The 16,948-nt window shown below is 76.2% G+C and carries 8 protein-coding genes and 1 tRNA gene; 5 read left to right on the top strand and 4 right to left on the bottom strand.

Annotated elements, in window-relative coordinates:
• Positions 1 to 66 precede the first annotated feature (66 nt).
• From QSK00_RS11280 to QSK00_RS11270, 3 genes are all read right to left on the bottom strand, one after another.
• Positions 67 to 777, bottom strand: a complete 711-nt coding sequence (locus tag QSK00_RS11280; protein ID WP_285590536.1) for a hypothetical protein — start codon at positions 775 to 777, stop codon at positions 67 to 69.
• Positions 778 to 900: 123 nt separating this feature from the next.
• The gene (locus tag QSK00_RS11275) at positions 901 to 3,507 is read right to left on the bottom strand and encodes a helix-turn-helix transcriptional regulator (RefSeq protein ID WP_285590534.1); all 2,607 of its coding nucleotides are present in this window, start codon (positions 3,505 to 3,507) and stop codon (positions 901 to 903) included.
• A complete protein-coding gene (locus tag QSK00_RS11270) occupies positions 3,504 to 6,107 on the bottom strand; it encodes a LuxR C-terminal-related transcriptional regulator (RefSeq protein ID WP_285590532.1) in 2,604 nt (867 codons plus the stop codon). The genes QSK00_RS11275 and QSK00_RS11270 overlap by 4 nt, the downstream gene beginning before the upstream one ends.
• Before the next feature lie 120 nt (positions 6,108 to 6,227).
• Between QSK00_RS11270 and QSK00_RS11265 the strand changes: the two genes are divergently transcribed.
• Together QSK00_RS11265 and QSK00_RS11260 are read left to right on the top strand one after the other, a co-directional pair.
• Positions 6,228 to 6,788 (top strand): TIGR03086 family metal-binding protein, encoded by a 561-nt coding sequence (locus QSK00_RS11265; RefSeq protein ID WP_285590530.1) that lies wholly within the window; start codon positions 6,228 to 6,230, stop codon positions 6,786 to 6,788.
• 163 nt (positions 6,789 to 6,951) lie between these two features.
• Positions 6,952 to 7,025: transfer RNA gene (locus QSK00_RS11260), tRNA-Pro, on the top strand.
• 53 nt (positions 7,026 to 7,078) lie between these two features.
• On the opposite strand, the gene QSK00_RS11255 is transcribed toward QSK00_RS11260, so the two are convergent.
• Entirely contained in the window at positions 7,079 to 7,537 is a 459-nt protein-coding gene (locus QSK00_RS11255; protein WP_285590528.1) for a BLUF domain-containing protein, read from the bottom strand.
• 293 nt (positions 7,538 to 7,830) lie between these two features.
• Between QSK00_RS11255 and QSK00_RS11250 the strand changes: the two genes are divergently transcribed.
• The 3 genes from QSK00_RS11250 to QSK00_RS11240 are packed head-to-tail and all read left to right on the top strand — an operon-like array spanning position 7,831 to position 16,936.
• Complete coding sequence (locus QSK00_RS11250) at positions 7,831 to 9,900, top strand: serine/threonine-protein kinase (RefSeq protein ID WP_285590527.1); 2,070 nt, start codon at positions 7,831 to 7,833, stop codon at positions 9,898 to 9,900.
• Positions 9,897 to 14,402, top strand: coding sequence for a Pls/PosA family non-ribosomal peptide synthetase (locus QSK00_RS11245; RefSeq protein WP_285590525.1), 4,506 nt, complete (start codon positions 9,897 to 9,899; stop codon positions 14,400 to 14,402). Before QSK00_RS11250 ends, QSK00_RS11245 begins: the two co-directional genes overlap by 4 nt.
• Positions 14,399 to 16,936, top strand: a complete 2,538-nt coding sequence (locus tag QSK00_RS11240) for an amino acid adenylation domain-containing protein (protein WP_285590523.1) — start codon at positions 14,399 to 14,401, stop codon at positions 16,934 to 16,936. Before QSK00_RS11245 ends, QSK00_RS11240 begins: the two co-directional genes overlap by 4 nt.
• The last annotated feature ends 12 nt before the right edge of the window (positions 16,937 to 16,948 follow it).

Here is a 16,948-nt window from a genome sequence, read left to right as displayed (position 1 = left end):
CGTCGCCGGGACCGATGCCCGCGTCTGCCGTAGTGCACTACTGCATCGCGCCTGCGGGGCAGCTCGTCACACGAAGCCGACGGAGAGGTTCACGAGGCGGAGTCCCGCGCTGGTGTGCTTGTTCTCGAGGGCGACGAAGTCGTCGTAGGGCTCCTGGTAGGCCCACGCACACCCGTCGGAGCCCGTGCGCCAGATCCCGGTGAGGCCCTGGATCGAGGTGATCTGGACGAGCCGGAGGCCGGCGGCGTTCTGGCGGGCGTCCTCGGCGGAGAAACCGGCGTCGCTCAGGCCCCGGTGGACGAACTGGGCGCCGGTCCCGAGATCGGCGCGCCAGACCCCGTAGTACGCCTCCTGGTCGACGTCCTGCACCATCGTCGCGATGCGCAGGCCGGCCGCGAAGTGCTGGTCGTCCGCGGCCAGGAGCTCGTCGACGCTGTGGGTCCGCAGGATCTGCTGGTCGCCGGACCCGGTGCGCCACACCGCCGCGTGCCGGGTGTCGTCGACCCGCAGGCTCACCAGCCGGAGGCCCTCGTGCAGGCACTCGTCGTTGCGCCGCACGAAGTCCGGCCAGCTCAGGCCGTACCAGACGACCTGCCCGTCGGTGCCCGGGTGCCAGACGGCCGTGAAGCCGCCGTTGGTCTCGAGGTCGGTGATCCGCATGTTCCGGGCGAAGAGGTCCCGGTTCTTCGCGTCGAAATCGGCGGCCGAGAGCCCGGTCCACCAGGTCTCCTCGCCGCCACCCGTGCGCCACACCCCGTTGAGTCGCTTGTCAGCCATGTCCACGCCTCCGTGACCGTCGTCCCGACCGGGGCCAGCGTCCGGCGTCCGGGGGTGCCTCGTCAGCAGTAGCGAGCTACTGCATCCGACGAGGCCTCGGCGACGACCTGCTGCCGCGGTGGACTACGGCATCGACGCGGAACCGGCGACGGCGACCAGATCGGTGCGGTCGGAGAGCCCGAGGCGCGAGCAGGCGCGGTAGATGTGCGACTCGACGGTGCGCACCGAGATCTGGAGCTGCGCGGCGATCTGGCGGTTGGTCAGACCCTGGCCGGCGAGCTGGGCGATCTCGCGTTCCCGGGCCGAGAGGACGACGGGGCCGCCCGCCCCGGTCAGGGCGGGCGTACGGAGCCCGCCGCAGTCGGCCGCCAGCGCCCGGGCCCGCCGTTCGGCGTCCGTCGCGGCCACCAGCTGACGGGCGGCCCGCGCGATCGCGGCCGCCTGGGCGAAGGCGTCGGCGGCCTCCGGGCGCATCCCGGACCGCTCGAGCCGGCCGGCGACCAGGAGCAACCGGGAGGGGTCCTCGGCGGCGAGCGCCTCGGCGTGCTCGGCCGCCAGCCGGGAGCGGGGGGATCCGAGGAGGTCGTCCAGCTCGCGGAGCCGGGGGGCCTGTTCGTGGTCGCCGAGGCGGACGGCGCTCTGGCGGGCGAACACCTCGGCGGCCGCCACGCCGAGCGCCCGGCACCGGTCGCCGGCGGCGCGGGCGGCCTCGACGGCGGCCGGTGACCGTCCCGCGGCGGCGTGCATCCAGGCCCGCGCGAGGTCGAGCTCGAACTCCATCATGGTCACCTGCGGGTGTCGGCGCTCCTCCGCCGCCGTGAGTGCCGTCCGGGCGGCCTCGGTGTCCCCGAGCACCCCGTGGCACTGCGCGACCAGGGCGAGCAGCCAGGCGGACCACCCGCCGCCGTGCCCCGGGAACATCGTCAGCACACCCTCGAAGGCGGGGATCGCCGCCCGCGGTGACCCGAACGCCGCCGCGAGCCGGCCCTCGTAGAGCGCGACCCAGAGTGCGCCCTCGGCGCCGGGGAGGTCACGGGCCCACGCGAGTCGTCGACCGGCCGCGTCCGGTTCGCCGCGCAGGTGGGCGTCGAGCAGCTCGCCGAAGCCGATGTTGCCCGCGTAGTTCGCCATCACCCGACCTCGCAGGGCCGCGGCGAGCCCGCGGTCGACGAGGTCGCCGGGCGGGTGGTCGTCCCCGGTGAGGGCGCGGGCGTACCCGAGGCCCCAGCTCGCGAGGACGACGTCGTCATCGGTCGGTGTGGTCGCGGCCAGGACCCGGGTGCCCCGCTCGATCGCCGCGTCGACCTCCCCGCGGCACGCGGCGATCACGCACCGCATGCCGTCGTGGCGGGGGTCCTCGGGCGCGTCCGGGCCGTGGGCCCGCCGTTCGGCCTCCCGCAGCACGTGTTCGCCGCCCTCGACCGCGTCCGAGCCGGACGCGCCGAAGTGCGCGACGAGCGTGCGCACGAGCACGGCGCGGGTGACCTCGTCCGGACCGGAGGCCTCGTCGACGGCCCCGGCCAGGACCGTGTCGGCCTCGTCGGCGCGCAGCAGGTACACCAGCAGCGCTGCGAGGGCGGTACGGGCGTCGAAGCCGCCGCCGGCACCGACCGCGGCGCGCAGGAGCCGCTCGGCCAGCCCGAAGTCACTCAGGCCGGAGGCCTGACGGGCCGCGGCGAGGAGCAGGGCGGCGTCCGGGGCACGGCCGTTGTCCAGCGACAGCACCGCCCGCCGCAGGTCGTCCCCGGTGCGACCCGCCCCCCGGTCGCCCAGGGCGTCGGAGAGTTCCGCCCGGAGGCGTCGGGCCCGGGGCACGCTGATCCCCGCCCGGATCACCTCGCCGTACAGCGGGTGCGCAGGGCGGGCGTCCCACCGTCCACCGACCTCCTCGAGGGACACCAGTGACCGCTGGGCGACCTCCTCGACGGCGTCCGACCCGGCGAGCGACTCGAGCAGGTCGAGGTCCAGCGGCTCGACGACGGCGAGGAGCTCCAGCACCCGTCGCTGCCCCGCCGTCAACCCGCTCAGCCGGGCCCCGACCAGGTCGGTCAGCACCGGCGACAGCGCGACCTCACCGGGCCACACCCAGGTCCCGGCCTCCGTGCGCAGATGTCCGGCCGCGCGCTCGCCGTCGACCAGGTGGCGCAGCCAGAGCAGGTTGCCGCCCGAGGTCTCGTGCAGCCGGCGGGCGGTGATCGGCTCGACGGGGGCACCGAGCGCCCCGGCCAGCGCGGCGACGGTGCGCGGCCGGTCGAGGGGAGCGACGTCGAGCCGCACGCCCACGTCGTCCTTCCACAGCGCGGTGACCGCCTCCGGGGCGGGCTCGCCCGCCCGCACGGTGAGGACGAGCCGGACCCCGCGCGCGACCAGCCGGGTGACCGCAGCCGCCGAGAGTGCGTCGAGCAGGTGGGCGTCGTCGACGAGCAGGACGTCCCGGCCGTCGCGGGGGCCGAGGGCACCGACCGCGAGCTGGAAGCCGGACAGGTCCGTCGGCACCTCGGGGAGCAGGTCGAGCAGGGCGCCGAGGGGGAGCTCCCGCGACGAGGCGGTGGCGCGGACGACCCCGAGCACCCGGTTCCGCCCGACGCGCTCCAGCAGCTCGAACGCCAGGCGGCTCTTCCCGACCCCGGCCGCGCCCACCAGGACGACCGCGCCCCGCTCGGTCAGCGCGGCCGACGCCCGCGCGAGGTCCTCGTCCCGGCCGGTGAACGGCCACGCCGCCGAATTCACGGCGTGCGCCCGGCCCGGTCCGCACGTGCGACGGCGGCGAGGGCGGCCCGGTCGGCGAGACCGAGCCGCGTGCAGGCCCGGTAGACGTGGGACTCGACCGTGCGCACCGAGACGTGCAGGCGTTCGGCGATCTGCCGGTTGGTCAGGCCCTCGCCGGCGAGCAGGGCGATCTCGCGCTCGCGGTCCGACAGCGGCACCGGCGCGTCCGCCTCGACGACCGCGGGAGTGCGCGCGCCCTCGCCGCCGCCGGCCGCGAGCATCCGTGCGCGCCGTTCGGCCTCGGCCGCGAGGACGAGCCGGCGGTCGGCGCGCGCCAGGGTGGCCGCCCGCGCCGCGGCGTCGGCGGCCTCCAGGACCATCCCGGCGTCCTCGAGGCGGGTCGCGATCTGCAGGACACGCTCGGGATCCTCGGCGGCGAGGGCGACGGCGTGGTCGGCGGCCAGGCGGGAGCGGGGAGTGCGCAGGAGCCGGTCCAGGTCACCGAGGCGCTCGGCCTGCTCCCGGTCGCCGAGGCGCACGGCGGTCTGGCGCAGCAGCACCTCGGCGGCCGCGAGACCGGTGTCCCGGCAGCGGGCGGCGCCGGCCCGACAGGCGTCGACGGCCTCCTGCAGGCGCCCCGACGCGGCGGCGGCCCAGACCCGGGCGAGGTCGTACTCGAAGTCGATCACCGCGATGTGCGGGTGGCGTCGGCGTTCTGCCTCCTCGAGCGCGGCCCGGGCGGCGGCGCCGTCACCGAGGGCGCCGTGACACTGCGCGATGAGCGCCGCGCTCCACCCGCTCCACCCGCCGCCGTGCCCCGGGAACGACGGCAGGGCGGACTCGAGCGCCCGGATCGCCGCGCGCGGCCGGCCCCGGCTGATGGCCATGCGGCCCTCGAAGAGCGCGGCGAACGACGACGCCTGGGGCCCGGTCAGACCGTGGATCCAGTCCAGCCGGTGCTGCGCGCGGGCGGGATCGCCCCGCAGGTCGGCGTCGAGGAGCTCCATGTACCCGATGTTCGCGAGGACCGAGGCGGTGATGCCGCGGCGGGCGGCCTCGATGCCGCGCTCGATCACGGGCCGCAGGTCGTCGTCGCTCCCGCTCAGGGCGGCGAGGAGGCCCACGACGAAGGTCGCGAGGGCGACGGCCTCGTCCGGGCGGGCCTCGTCGGCGAGAACGCCGTCGGCGAGTTCCCGGGCCTCCCGGACGTGCCCCGCGGTCCCGAGGAACATCGAGCGCAGGGCGTCGTAGGCCGGATCGGGGCGGCCGCCGTGGTGCGCGGCCTCGTCCTGATCGATCAAGGCGGGCCCGGAGCGGGGCGGGTCGAGCTGGAAGTGGAGGGACAGGCCCCGCAGGAGGACGGCCTGCTGCCGTTCGGCGTCGCTCGCCGAGGCGGCGCCCGCGGCGAGGACGACGTCGGCCTCGCCCACCCGCATCTGGTAGTCGAGCAGGTGGGCCAGGGCGAGCCGGGCCGAGTACCCTCCGCCGGCCGCGATCGCGGCCCGGAGCAGGCGCTCGGCGAGCCCGAAGTCCCGCAGCCCCGACGCCTGGACCGAGGCCGCGACCAGCTCCCCCGGATCCAGCGGCCGGTCGCTGCCCAGGTCGAGTACCGCCCTACGAAGACCGTCCCCGGCCCGCCGCCCACCGGTGCCGGCCAGGGCCCGGGAGAGCTCACCGCGCACGCGACGGGCCCGCGGCACGCTCATCGTCGCGCGCACCGACTCGCCGTAGAGCGGGTGGGCGAGCCGGACGTCCCAGCGGGCCCCGTCGGGGTGGATCGTCACCAGCCCGCGCTCGGCGACGTCCTCGACGGCGTCCTCACCCACGAGCTCGCCGAGCATGCCCAGCCCCAGCGGCTCGGCGACCGCGAGCAGTTCCAGCACGCGCCGCTGCACCGCCGTCAACGTGCCGATCCGTGCGTCGAGCAGGTCGCGCAGCGCGGGGGAGAGGTCGACCTCGCCCGTCCAGACCCAGGCGGGTCCCTGGCGGGTCAGCCGCCCCGCGGCGCGCTCGCCCTCGACGAGATGGCGCAACCACAGCACGTTGCCGCCCGCCGTCTCGTGCAGCAGCCGGGCCGTACGCGCCTCGAGCGGGCCGCCGAGCACCGTCGTCAGGAGGGCGGCGGACCGGTCCCGCGTGAACGGTTCCAGGTCGATCCGGGGGATCTCCTCGTCCTTCCAGAGGGCGGTCACCGCGTCCGGGGTGGGCTCCCCGCTGCGCAGGGTGATGACGAGTCGGGTGCGTCGACCGCGGGCGAGCTGGTGGACGACCGTCGCGGAGGCGTCGTCGAGCAGGTGGGCGTCGTCGACCACGAGCAGGCCGCCCCGCACCGCCCGGAGCGCGTCGAGTGCAGCCCGCACGTGGTCGGTGTCGGGGGAGGTGACCTCCACGGCGCTGCGGGGGAGTACGTCCACGAGTGCCCCCAGCGGGATCTCGTGCGCGGAGGCGGTCGCCCGGACCAGCCCGACGGCGGGTCCCACGCTCCGGACGGCGAGCTCCCGGGCCAGCCGGCTCTTCCCCACGCCTGCCGGCCCGCCGAGGATGACCGACCCGTGCTCCCGCAGCACGGCCTCGGCGGCGGCCAGCACGTCGTCGCGCTCGGCGAACGGCCACGTCTGCATCTACGCCTCGCGTCCCCTCCGGACCCGGCAGTCGGCGGCAAGTGTTGCTCATCGGGAGCCGTTGTGGTGAAGCCGTCGTGAACTGTGTTTGGCTACGACCTCCCGCCCTGGAGGTCTCGCGTGCACGATCTCGGACCTGCCGCCGCCGCCACCGCCCGCGTGGTCGCGCTGGTGACCGACGACGACCTCGACCGCCCCACCCCCTGCACGGCCTGGCCCGTCCGCGATCTCGTGGAGCACCTCGCCGGCCTCGCGTGGCACTTCGCGGGCGTCGCGCGAGCCACCCCGCCGTCGTCGCCGCCCCCGGCCTCGGACCTGCCCGACGGCTGGCGCGACCTGCTCGCCGAGGAGCTCGCCGAACTCGCGGCGGCATGGCGGAGCGACGAGGCGTGGGAGGGCTCCGACGAGGCCGGCGGGGCGACCATGCCCCGGGCGGCCCTGGGGATCGTCGCCCTCGACGAGGTGGTGCTGCACGGCTGGGACCTCGCCGCCGCCCTCGAGGTCCCGTTCTCGGTGTCCGAGGCCGACGTCGAGGTCTGCCTGCCCTTCGTCGAGCAGGTCGCGGGCATGGACGGCGGCCCGTTCGCCCACCCGCTGCCCGGCGCGGGGGAGTCCTCCGGGCTGGAGCGGCTGCTGCGGCTCTCCGGCCGTGACCCGGCCGCCGGCCCGCCGTCGCTGTAGGTCCGGGCCTCGAGGCTGCGCGATGTCAGCGGTGTCAGCGGTGGCACACGGCTGACGTCCAGCGTCAGCAGTGCGCCACGCTCGACGTGATCACGACCCGTCGGCCGGGCACCGCCGGATGATGCGGTAGTGTTCACGGCGCTGCAGCGGTCGGGCAGCGGTTCGGGACGTGGCGCAGCTTGGTAGCGCACTTGACTGGGGGTCAAGGGGTCGCAGGTTCAAATCCTGTCGTCCCGACAGGACCACGAGGCCCGCTGGCACTGGTGAACCACCAGGTCAGCGGGCCTTTCTCATGCCCCGACCGCGTCGCGCGCGTACTCCCGCATCGCGTCGAGCATCGTGTTCTGCACCGTGTCGACCGGTCGCGGGGCGGCGGCCGCCACCTCCCGGTCCATCTCCACGGGGATGTCGGCCCCGTGGTCGTTGCCGACGCGGGCCATCGACCACCCGCCGAACACCCGCTCCGGGGCGACGTCGGCGTCGAGCAGGGCGACGTGGTCGTGGCGGTGGTCGGCGTGGATCGTGGCGTAGAGGGTGCGGACCACCGACTCCTCGCCCTCGAGCACCTGGACGAACACGTCCTCCCAGATGAGCAGCGCCCCCGTGACGCCCAGTGCGTCGTTCTTCCAGCGCGCGATCTCGAAGATGTCCGCCAGGGCGGCGGCGCGGAGCTCGGGGAGCAGCCGCACGCTGCTGCGGTAGACCAGCCGGAACACGGCCTCGCGGCCCGGGACGGCGGTGTCTCCCATGTCGTGCCCCTCGCGCTGTCGGCCCCGGACCCTCGTCGCTGACCACCGCGCCGATCCGCCGGAATACCCCGTCCCCCGCCGTGCCTACCCCCACCGGCCCACGGCGCGGACCGCGATCGCGGGCGTCGCCGGATCCCGAGGGTGCTGTCCTCCTACGACGAGCGGTAGGCGTGCAGTAGTCCCCGGCCGGTAATGCCGTAGTCGAGTCACTCGAATGGCGGCTCCTGCACCACGCAGCGTCCACCACTATGACGTGAGCCACAGACGGGTCGGCGCATCCGGGGGGCCACGAGGTGGAGCGGGTCGGTGAGTACGAGCTCCTGACGCTCATCGGTGAGGGCGGCATGGGCGAGGTCTGGCGCGCCCGGGATCTGCGCCACGACCGCGACGTCGCCCTCAAGCTCCTGCCCGCCTCGCTGAGCGGGAGCGACGAGTACCGGCACCGGTTCCGGCGGGAGTCCCACCTCGTCGCGCGGCTGCGCGAACCGCACCTCATCCCCATCCACGACTTCGGCGAGATCGACGGGCGCCTCTTCCTCGACATGCGCCTGGTCGAGGGCCGCTCGCTGCAGGACCTCCTCGACGCCGAGGGCGCGCTCCCGGCGAGCCGCACGGTGGCCTTCCTCGGACAGATCGCGGACGCCCTCGACGCGGCCCACGCCGACGGCCTCGTCCACCGTGACGTCAAGCCGTCGAACGTGCTGGTCACCCCCAGCGACTTCGTCTACGTCGTGGACTTCGGCCTGGCGCACGCCGTCGGCTCGCCGCACACCCAGCTGACGCAGACCGGCGTCGCGCTCGGCACCTTGGAGTACATGGCGCCGGAGCGCTTCGCGCAGCGCCCCGTCGACGCCCGCACCGACGTCTACTCGCTGGCCTGCGTGCTCTTCGAGTGCCTGACCGACGAGAAGCCCTTCCCCGGCGACCTCCCGACCCAGATGTACGGGCACCTGTCCCTCGACCCCCCGCGACCCAGCGAGCGCCGGCCCGGCGTGTCCCCGGCCTTCGACGCGGTGGTCGCGCGCGGCATGGCCAAGGAGCCCGCCGACCGCTTCGCCACGGCGGGCGAGCTGGTCGCGGCCGCCCGCGCGGCTCTGCGCACCTCCGCCGGGTCCGGCCCGCGGACGGGCCGGAGCGGGGCGGCCGCGGACCACAGCGCGGTCACCACCGCCATCGCGCCCGGGGCGGTCGCCCTCCTGACGACGGGGTCCGGGCGACGGAGCGCGCCGCCCCGCCCGCCCGTCCCCGGTCGTCCGCGCGACCCGCACCCCTCGGGCCCGACCCCCGGTGCCCCGCTGCCCCAGCTCCGCACCCCGCCGCCGCGCCGGTCCCGACGAGGCCTCCTCGTGGCGACCGTGATCACGGGGGTGGTGGTCGCCGTCGTCGTCGCACTCCTGCTGACCGTCGGGCTCCCGGGTACCTCGCCCGTCCCGCGCCCGGCTCCGGTGGCCGCGAGCCCGACCCCGACCGTCGTGGGCACCGTGCCGGTCGGGTCCTCGCCCGTCGCGATGCAGGTCGCACCCGACGGCCGCTTCGCCTACGTCGCGAACCGCGACGCCGCGACGCTCACGGTGGTCGACGTCGCGGCGGGCTCGGCGGTCGGCACGATCCCGGTGGGCGGCAGCCCGCAGGCCGTCGCGTTCGCTCCCGACGGCGACCGGGCCTACGTGGCCGTCCTCGGCGGGGCCGGCCCGAGCGGGGAGGTCGTCGTCGTGGACCCCGCCTCCGGCGCGGTGACCGCCCGCGTCGCCACCGGGTCGCGGCCCTCGGCGCTCGCCGTGGCCCCCGACGGCGGCCGGATCTACGCCTCCGATCCCGACGGCGGCTCGGTGACGGTCGTCGACGCCGGGTCCGACACCGTGGTCGACCGGATCGCCGTCGGCCGGAACCCGCACGGCGTGGCCCTCTCGCCCGACGGCACCCGCCTCGCCGTCGCGGACTACGACGCCGACACGGTGAGCCTGCTCGACACCACCGGCGGCGGCGCGCCGACGACGGTCCCGGTGGGTCGCTCGCCGCACGCCCTCGCGTGGCACCCCACCGAGCCGTGGGTGTTCGTCACCGACTTCGCCGGCAACGGGCTGACCGTCGTCGACGCCGCGGCCGGCCACGTCCTCGCGACGGTACCCACCGCGGTCCATCCGCAGGCGGTCGCCCCGAGCGCCGACGGCCGCTACGCCTACGTCGCCGCGATCGACGCCAACGTGGTCCAGGTCGTCGACCCCCGGACGGCGACGGTCACCGCGACGATCCCGACCGGCCGGGCGCCGAGCGCGGTCGCCGTCACCCCCGACGGGCGCACCGGATACGTCACCGACCTGCTCGACGGGACGCTCACCGTGCTCCGGTTGGCGGCGTCATGACGGGGTCGACGACGGCGGCGCGGACCCGGGTGATCCGGCTCGGCGCGCGACCGGACGCCCCGCGGCCGGACACCGTGCCCCGCGACCTCGACGACGGCCGCCTCGACCGCGTCGTGGAGCGTCGCTGCGACGAGTTCCGCCGGGTCGGGCGCGCCCACCACCTGGCCGTCGAGACCGGCGGGGCGACCACGGGCTCGCTGTCCTACGTCGACCTCGACACGGCGGCGATCAAGCTGGCCCGCTACCTGCGGCGACGCCGGTTCGAGGCCGGCGACCGGATCGCGGTGCTGCTCGAACGCCCCGTCGACGCCCTCGTCGCCCAGCTCGCGATCGCCAAGATCGGGGCCGCCTGGGTCCCGCTCGACCACGCCCTGCCCGACGCGGCCCTCGCCGCCGTCGTGCACGCCTCCGGGGCGGGCACGGTCCTGACCACCGCCGAGCACGCCCCGCGGCTCCGGGCGACCGACGTCGACGCCGTCTACCTCGACCGGGTCGCCGCCCACGTCGACGCCGAGGACACCCACCGGCTCACCCCCGCCGAGCGGGGCACGGTCGGCGACTCCCCGGCCTACGTCGTCGTCCACGCGCAGGACACCGGGGGCGGGCGGTCCGCGGACGCCGCCCCCGCGCTCCGGGCGCCCGCCGTCGACCACGCCGCGATCACCGACCGGGTCCGGGTCCTCGGGGACCTGCTCGGACTGACCGCCGCCGACCGGGTGCTGCACGACCACCGCCGCGGCTCCGACCTCGCCGTGCTCGAGACGTGGGTCCCGTGGTCCCGGGGCGCCACGGTGGTCGCCCCACCTCCCGGCCAGCAGCTCCGTGGCCCGGCCCTCGCGGCGTTCCTCCGGGCGACGGCGACGACGGTCCTCGTCGCCGAGCCCACCGCCCTGGACGGCGTCGACCCGGACCTGCCCGACCTGCGGCTGCTGGTGCTCGTCGGCCCCGAGGCACCCGCGGCGGCCGTGGCCCGGTGGCAGGCCCCGGGCCGCCGGACGCTCGGGCTGCACGGCGCCCCGGAGGCGGGAGTGGTCGCGTTCTGGACCGACCTGACGGCCGGCACCCCCGTGCGCCGGCCGCTCGCCGGGCTCGACGTCGTCCTGCTCGACCCGGACGACCCCCGCCGGGCGCTCCCGCCGGGCCGGGTCGGCGAGATCGGCCTCACCGGCCGCGGCGTGGCGGGCGGTTACGTCGGCCGGCCCGAGCTCACCGAGGAGGCCTTCGTCCCGATCCCGGGCCAGCCCGGACGTCGGACGTTCCGCACCGGCGACCTCGGGCGGCTCACCCCCGACCGCGGGATCGAGTGGGCCGGCCGCGCGGAGGGCGCGGGCGGCCGGGGCCTGCGCGTGCGCCCCGTGTCCGCCCCGGCGCCGGCCCTGACGCGGCGGTCCGGCGTGCCGGGCCGGACCTCGGTGATGCCGCTGCACCCCGCGAAGCCCCGGGGACCGGTCCGCCCGGAGGGCCTCGACGCCCCGACCGTCGCGCAGCCCGCGGAGACGGTGAACCTCGACCTCGGCCGGACCACCGCCGTCCCGACGGTGGCGATGCCGCCGACCCCGCCGCGACCTCCGCAGGGCCCACCGACGCGCGGCGGGCCGGGGACGTCGGGCGGCGGCCCCGACGTCCGTGCTGCGCTCACCTCGATCCTCGCCGAGGTGCTCGGCCGCGACGAGATCCCCGCCGACGCCGACTTCTTCGGCGACCTCGGGGCCGACTCGCTGCTGATGGCGCGCTTCTGCGCCCGCATCCGCAAGCACCCGGACCTGCCGTCGGCGGCGATGCAGGACGTCTACCAGCACCCCACCCTCGCCGGGCTCGCCGACGCGCTCGCCCCGGCCCCGCGCACCCCCGACGTCGCGGGCGCCGCCCGGGTCCGCGCCGGGCTCGCGGCCACCCTCGCGGAGGTCCTCGGCCGCAGCGAGGTCGCCGAGGACGCCGACTTCTTCCGCGACCTGGGCGCGGACTCGCTGCTGATGGCCCGGTTCTGCGCACGGCTGCGCAAGCACCCGGACCTGCCGACGGTGGGCATGCCCGACGTCTACCGGAACCCGACCCTGCTCGCCCTCGCAGCGGCGCTCGGCCCGGCCGCCGGGTCCGCCGCCGCGGAGGAGCCCGACGCCGACGAGGCCGACACGGGGACCGACAGCGAGGGCGCCGACCCGACCCGGCCCCGCACGGGCACCGGCGCGTTCGTCCTGTGCGGGGTCGCCCAGCTCCTCTGCTTCCTCGCCTACAGCTACCTCGTCGCGCTGTTCCTCACGTGGGCCGCGACGTACGTGACCGCCGCGACCGGACCGCTCGCCACCTACGGGCGGGCCGTCCTCGTCGGCGCCGCCGGACTGGTCGCGGGCATCGCCGGGCCGATCCTCGCCAAGTGGGTGCTCGTCGGACGCTGGCGCCCCGGCTCGATCCCCGTGTGGAGCGCCGGCTACCTGCGCTTCTGGGTGGTCAAGACGCTGGTGCGCACGAGCCCGGCCCGCCTGTTCGCCGGCACGCCGCTGCACACCCTGCACCTGCGGGCCCTCGGCGCGCGGATCGGCCGGGGCGTGGTGATCCTCAGCCCGCAGATCCCCGTCTGCACCGACCTCTTCAGCGCCGGCGACGGGGCCCTGATCCGCAAGGACGCCGTCGTCGCCTGCTACCGGGCGCACGACGGACGGGTCGAGATCGGCGGGGTCAGCCTCGGGGCCGCCGTCGTCGTCGGGGAGTCGACCGTGCTCGACGTCCGGACCTCGATGGGGGACGGCTCCTCGTTGGCGCACAGCTCCGCCCTGCACGCCGGCCAGACGGTGCCGGCGGGGGAGCACTGGCACGGGTCACCCGCCCGGCGGGCGGAGGCGGGCATGCCCACCGTGCCTCCCGCGTCGGCCACCGCTCCGCGCCGCGCGCTCTACTCGATCGGCGTGCTCGTGATCGCCCTGGGCGTGCTGCTGCCCGCCGGGTTCGTGGCCTTCGCCGCCCTGCGCGCCCTCGTCCCGCACGTCGCGGCGCTGCTCGAGCCGCGGGCCGGCGCGCTCACCGACCCCGGCTTCTACCTCACGACGCTGCTGCTCTCCGGCGCGCTCTACCTCGCGGTGATCGTGCTCGGGCTGGCGCTGGTCACCACCGTGCCCCGGCTGCTGGCGCTCGGCCTGCGCCCCGACACCGTGTACCCGCTCTTCGGCCTGCGCTACTGGCTGCACCGCTCGATCGGGACGCTCACCAACATCAAGCCCTTCGTCGAGCTGTTCGGCGACAGCTCCGCCGTCGCGCACTACCTCACGGCGATCGGCTACCGGCTGCGGCCGCTGCAGCAGACCGGCTCCAACTTCGGCATGGCGGTCAAGCACGAGAACCCGTTCCTCACGGTGGTGGGCGCGGGGACGGTGGTGGCGGACAACCTCTCGGTGATGAACGCCGAGTACTCGGCGACCTCCTTCCGCGTCTCCGCGACCCGGATCGGCGCGAACAACTTCCTCGGCAACCGCATCGCCTACCCGCCGCAGGGCCGCACCGGCGACGACTGCCTACTGGCGACCAAGGTGGCGGTGCCGCAGCACGGGCCGATCCGCCAGGGCGTCGGGCTCCTCGGGTCGCCCAGTTTCGAGATCCCGCGCACCGTCGCCCGCGACAGCGGGCTCGACGTCACCGACCCCGCCGAGCTGGCCGCCTCGCTGCGCCGCAAGAACCGGCACAACGCGGTGTCCATGGTGCTGCACCTGTTCGTCCGGTGGGTCTACGCCTTCCTCCTGCTCGTCGCCGTGGCGGCCGTGAGCTCGCTGCCGATCACCGCGGGGGCGGCCGAGGTCGTCCTCGTCGAGGTGATCGGCCTCGTCCTGCTCGCCCTCTGGTGGATCCTCGTCGAGCGCTGCCTGCGTCCGCTGATGACCCGAGCCCCGCAGGGCTGCTCGATCTACGACCCGGCCTTCTGGCGCCACGAGCGGTACTGGAAGGTGCCCGAACCGGACTGGGTGCAGCTCGCCAACGGCACCCCGCTCAAGCCGTGGCTCTGGCGCCGGCTCGGGGTGCGGGTGGGCGCCCGGGTCTTCGACGACGGCGTCGTCCTCACCGAGAAGTCGTTCACCTCCCTCGGCGACGACACCACCCTCGGCGAGGGCACCGTCGTCCAGTGCCACTCCCAGGAGGACGGCGGCTTCAAGTCCGACCACGTCGTCATCGGCGCCCGCGTCACGCTGGGCGTCGGCTCGTTCGTGCACTACGGCACGACGATCGGCGACGACGCCGTCCTCGCGCCCGACACCTTCCTCATGAAGGGCGAGGAGGTGCCGCCGGGGGAGCACTGGAGCGGCAACCCCGCCCGCGCCACCCGGCGCGCCCCCTCCCGTTCCCGACGACGGGTCGCGGCGTCGGCTCCGGACCCCCGCCCCGGACCCCCGCCCGGCCCGCCGCCCGGGCCCCCGCCCCCGCCCCCGGGACGCGTCCCGCCCGGCGGCCCCCGCGTCACGCCCGGGGTCGGCCTCGTCGACGCCGCCCGACCGAGAGAGGACCGACGGCCCCGATGACCACCGTGCAGGACACCGCCGCCACCACCCGTCCCGACTGGCGCGCCGTCGTGGCGAGCGGCGCGACCGAGCTCCCGAGCTGGCCCGCGAACCCCCCGGAGCCCGCAGGGAGCACCGGGAGCCGGGTCCAGCCCGTCCCCGCCGACCTCGGCGCGGTGATCCGGCGGGTCGCGCACGACCACGGCGTCGGGATCGGCGCCGTGGTCCTCGCTGCTCACGCCCGGGTCGTCGCCGCGCTGACCGGCGAGCCCGACGTGCTCACCGCCCTCGTCGTCGGCGCCGGCCACGAGCCGCGGCCCTGCCGGGTCGACACCGGCGTCGCGTCCGGCTCGGAGCTGATCATCGCCGCCCACGCCGCGCTGGTCGGCGCCGCGGGCGCGGCCGACCCGCAGGACGCCGACCGGACCCTCGCCGCGCTGCGGACCGACCGCGCCGTCGGGACCTGGCCACCCACCGTGCTCGACACGACCGTGGCGGAGGACCCGGGGCCGGCGCCGCTGCCGGAGGCCGTCGTGCTGCGGGTGGTCTGGAGCGTCGGCGCGTTGCGGGTCGACCACCGTGCCGACGTGCTCGACGGCGGCGCCGCGGGCCGAATCCTCGGTTACCACCTCACCGCGCTGCGGCAACTGACCGCCGACCCCGCGGGCCCTCCGACCCGGGGTTGTCTCCTCGATGCCGCCGAGCTGGCGTACCAGATCGACGGACTCGCGGGCCCGACCCGCGAGCTGCCCGACCGCCGCCCGCACGACCTGGTCCGCGACCAGGCCGCGCTCCGCCCCGACGCGGTCGCGCTCGTGCGGGGCGAGGAGACCTGGACCTACCGCGAGCTCGACGAGCGGTCCGACGCGATCGCCCGCGCGCTGCTCGCCCGCGGGCTCGGCCCCGAGGACGTCGTCGCCGTCGTCGCCGAACGCACCCTCGGCTGGGCCGCCACCGTCCTCGCGATCCTCAAGGCGGGCGGGGCCTACCTGCCGCTCGAGCCCCACTTCCCGGCCGGGCGGATCGCCGGGGTCCTACGCCGGGCGGGCGCCCGGTTCGTGGTCACCGAACCCGGGGCGACCGCCACGCTCGACGAGGCCCTGGCGGACCTCGACGCGGCGGCGCCGGTCCGGCTGCTCGTCGACGAGGCGCGGGCCGAGCACCATCCCGACGTCGACCCGCGGGTCGAGGTCGGTCCCGACCGGCTGGCCTACCTGTACTTCACCTCGGGCTCCACCGGTGAGCCCAAGGGCGCGATGTGCGAGCACGCCGGGATGCTCAACCACCTCCTCGCGAAGATCGACGACCTGGGCATCGACGAGCACGCGGTGGTGGCCCAGACCGCCCCGCAGTGCTTCGACATCTCCCTCTGGCAGCTGGTCGCGGGCTGGCTGGTCGGGGCGACCACGGTGCTCGTCGAGCAGGAGGTCGTCCTCGACGTCCCGCGCTTCGTCGACCTCCTCGCCCGGCGTCGGGTGACCGTCGCCCAGCTCGTGCCGTCCTACCTCGACGTCGTCGTCTCCTTCCTCGAGCAGACCCCGGTCGTGCTCCCGGACCTGCGCCGGGTGGCCGTCACCGGCGAGGCGGTGAAGAAGGAACTGGTCGTCCGCTGGTTCGCCGTCTGCCCCGACGTGCCGCTGGTGAACGCCTACGGGCTCACCGAGACCAGCGACGACACCAACCACGAGGTGCTCACCGCCGTGCCCGACCACGAGCGGATCCCGCTCGGGCCCGCCGTGCAGAACGTCCGCGTCTACGTCGTCGACCCGGCCCTGGTCCCGGTGCCGCTCGGCGCCCCCGGCGAGATCGTCTTCTCCGGGGTCTGCGTGGGCCGCGGCTACGTCAACGACCCCGAGCGGACCCGCGCCGCGTTCGTGCCCGACCCGCTGCGCCCGGGGGAGCGGCTCTACCGCAGCGGCGACCACGGCCGGTGGCTGCCCGACGGCAAGCTCGACTTCCTCGGCCGCCGCGACCACCAGGTCAAGATCTCCGGCTTCCGCATCGAGATCGGCGAGATCGAGAACACGATGCTGCGCGGTCCCGGGATCCGCGACGCCGCGGTGGTCGTCAGCGAGCGGCCGGGACGCGGCAGGCAGCTCGTCGGCTTCTACGGCGCCGCCGCCCCCGTTCCCGACGACGAGCTCCGCGGGCTGCTCGCGGCCTCCCTGCCGCACTACATGGTGCCGCCGGTCCTGCACCACCGCGACGCCCTCCCGGTCACCGCCAACGGGAAGATCGACCGCAAGGCCCTGACCGCGCTGGCCCTCGAGCTCGACGCCCCGGAGGAGCCGGTCGGCGATGCGGCGCCGCTGACCCCGACCGAGCAGCGGCTGGCGGCGGTGTGGGCGCCCCTGCTCGGCGTCGACGAGAGCGCGATCGGCCGCGACACCCATTTCTTCGAGCGCGGGGGGTCCTCGCTGCTCGCCGTGAAGATGGCCGTCCGGCTCCAGAAGGCGGTCAGCCTCCCGGAGATCGGCGAGCACCCCGTCCTCGCCGACCTCGCCGCCCTCCTCGACGAGCGTGCGGCCACCCCGACCCCCGCGCCCGCCCCGTGACCGCCCCGTGAC

Origin of the sequence: Actinomycetospora sp. NBRC 106378 (assembly GCF_030269685.1) — a bacterium.
GTDB lineage: Bacteria > Actinomycetota > Actinomycetes > Mycobacteriales > Pseudonocardiaceae > Actinomycetospora.
The sequence above is the reverse complement of the archived record's forward strand: the minus strand, read 5'-3'. Positions and strand labels throughout refer to the sequence as shown.

Excerpts from the sequence above, each read along its gene's own strand:
- QSK00_RS11270 (WP_285590532.1), bottom strand. The coding sequence starts at position 6,107 with ATGCAGACGTGGCCGTTCGCCGAGCGCGACGACGTGCTGGCCGCCGCC.
- QSK00_RS11280 (WP_285590536.1), bottom strand. The coding sequence starts at position 777 with ATGGCTGACAAGCGACTCAACGGGGTGTGGCGCACGGGTGGCGGCGAG.
- QSK00_RS11255 (WP_285590528.1), bottom strand. The coding sequence starts at position 7,537 with ATGGGAGACACCGCCGTCCCGGGCCGCGAGGCCGTGTTCCGGCTGGTC.
- QSK00_RS11245 (WP_285590525.1), top strand. The coding sequence starts at position 9,897 with ATGACGGGGTCGACGACGGCGGCGCGGACCCGGGTGATCCGGCTCGGC.
- QSK00_RS11240 (WP_285590523.1), top strand. The coding sequence starts at position 14,399 with ATGACCACCGTGCAGGACACCGCCGCCACCACCCGTCCCGACTGGCGC.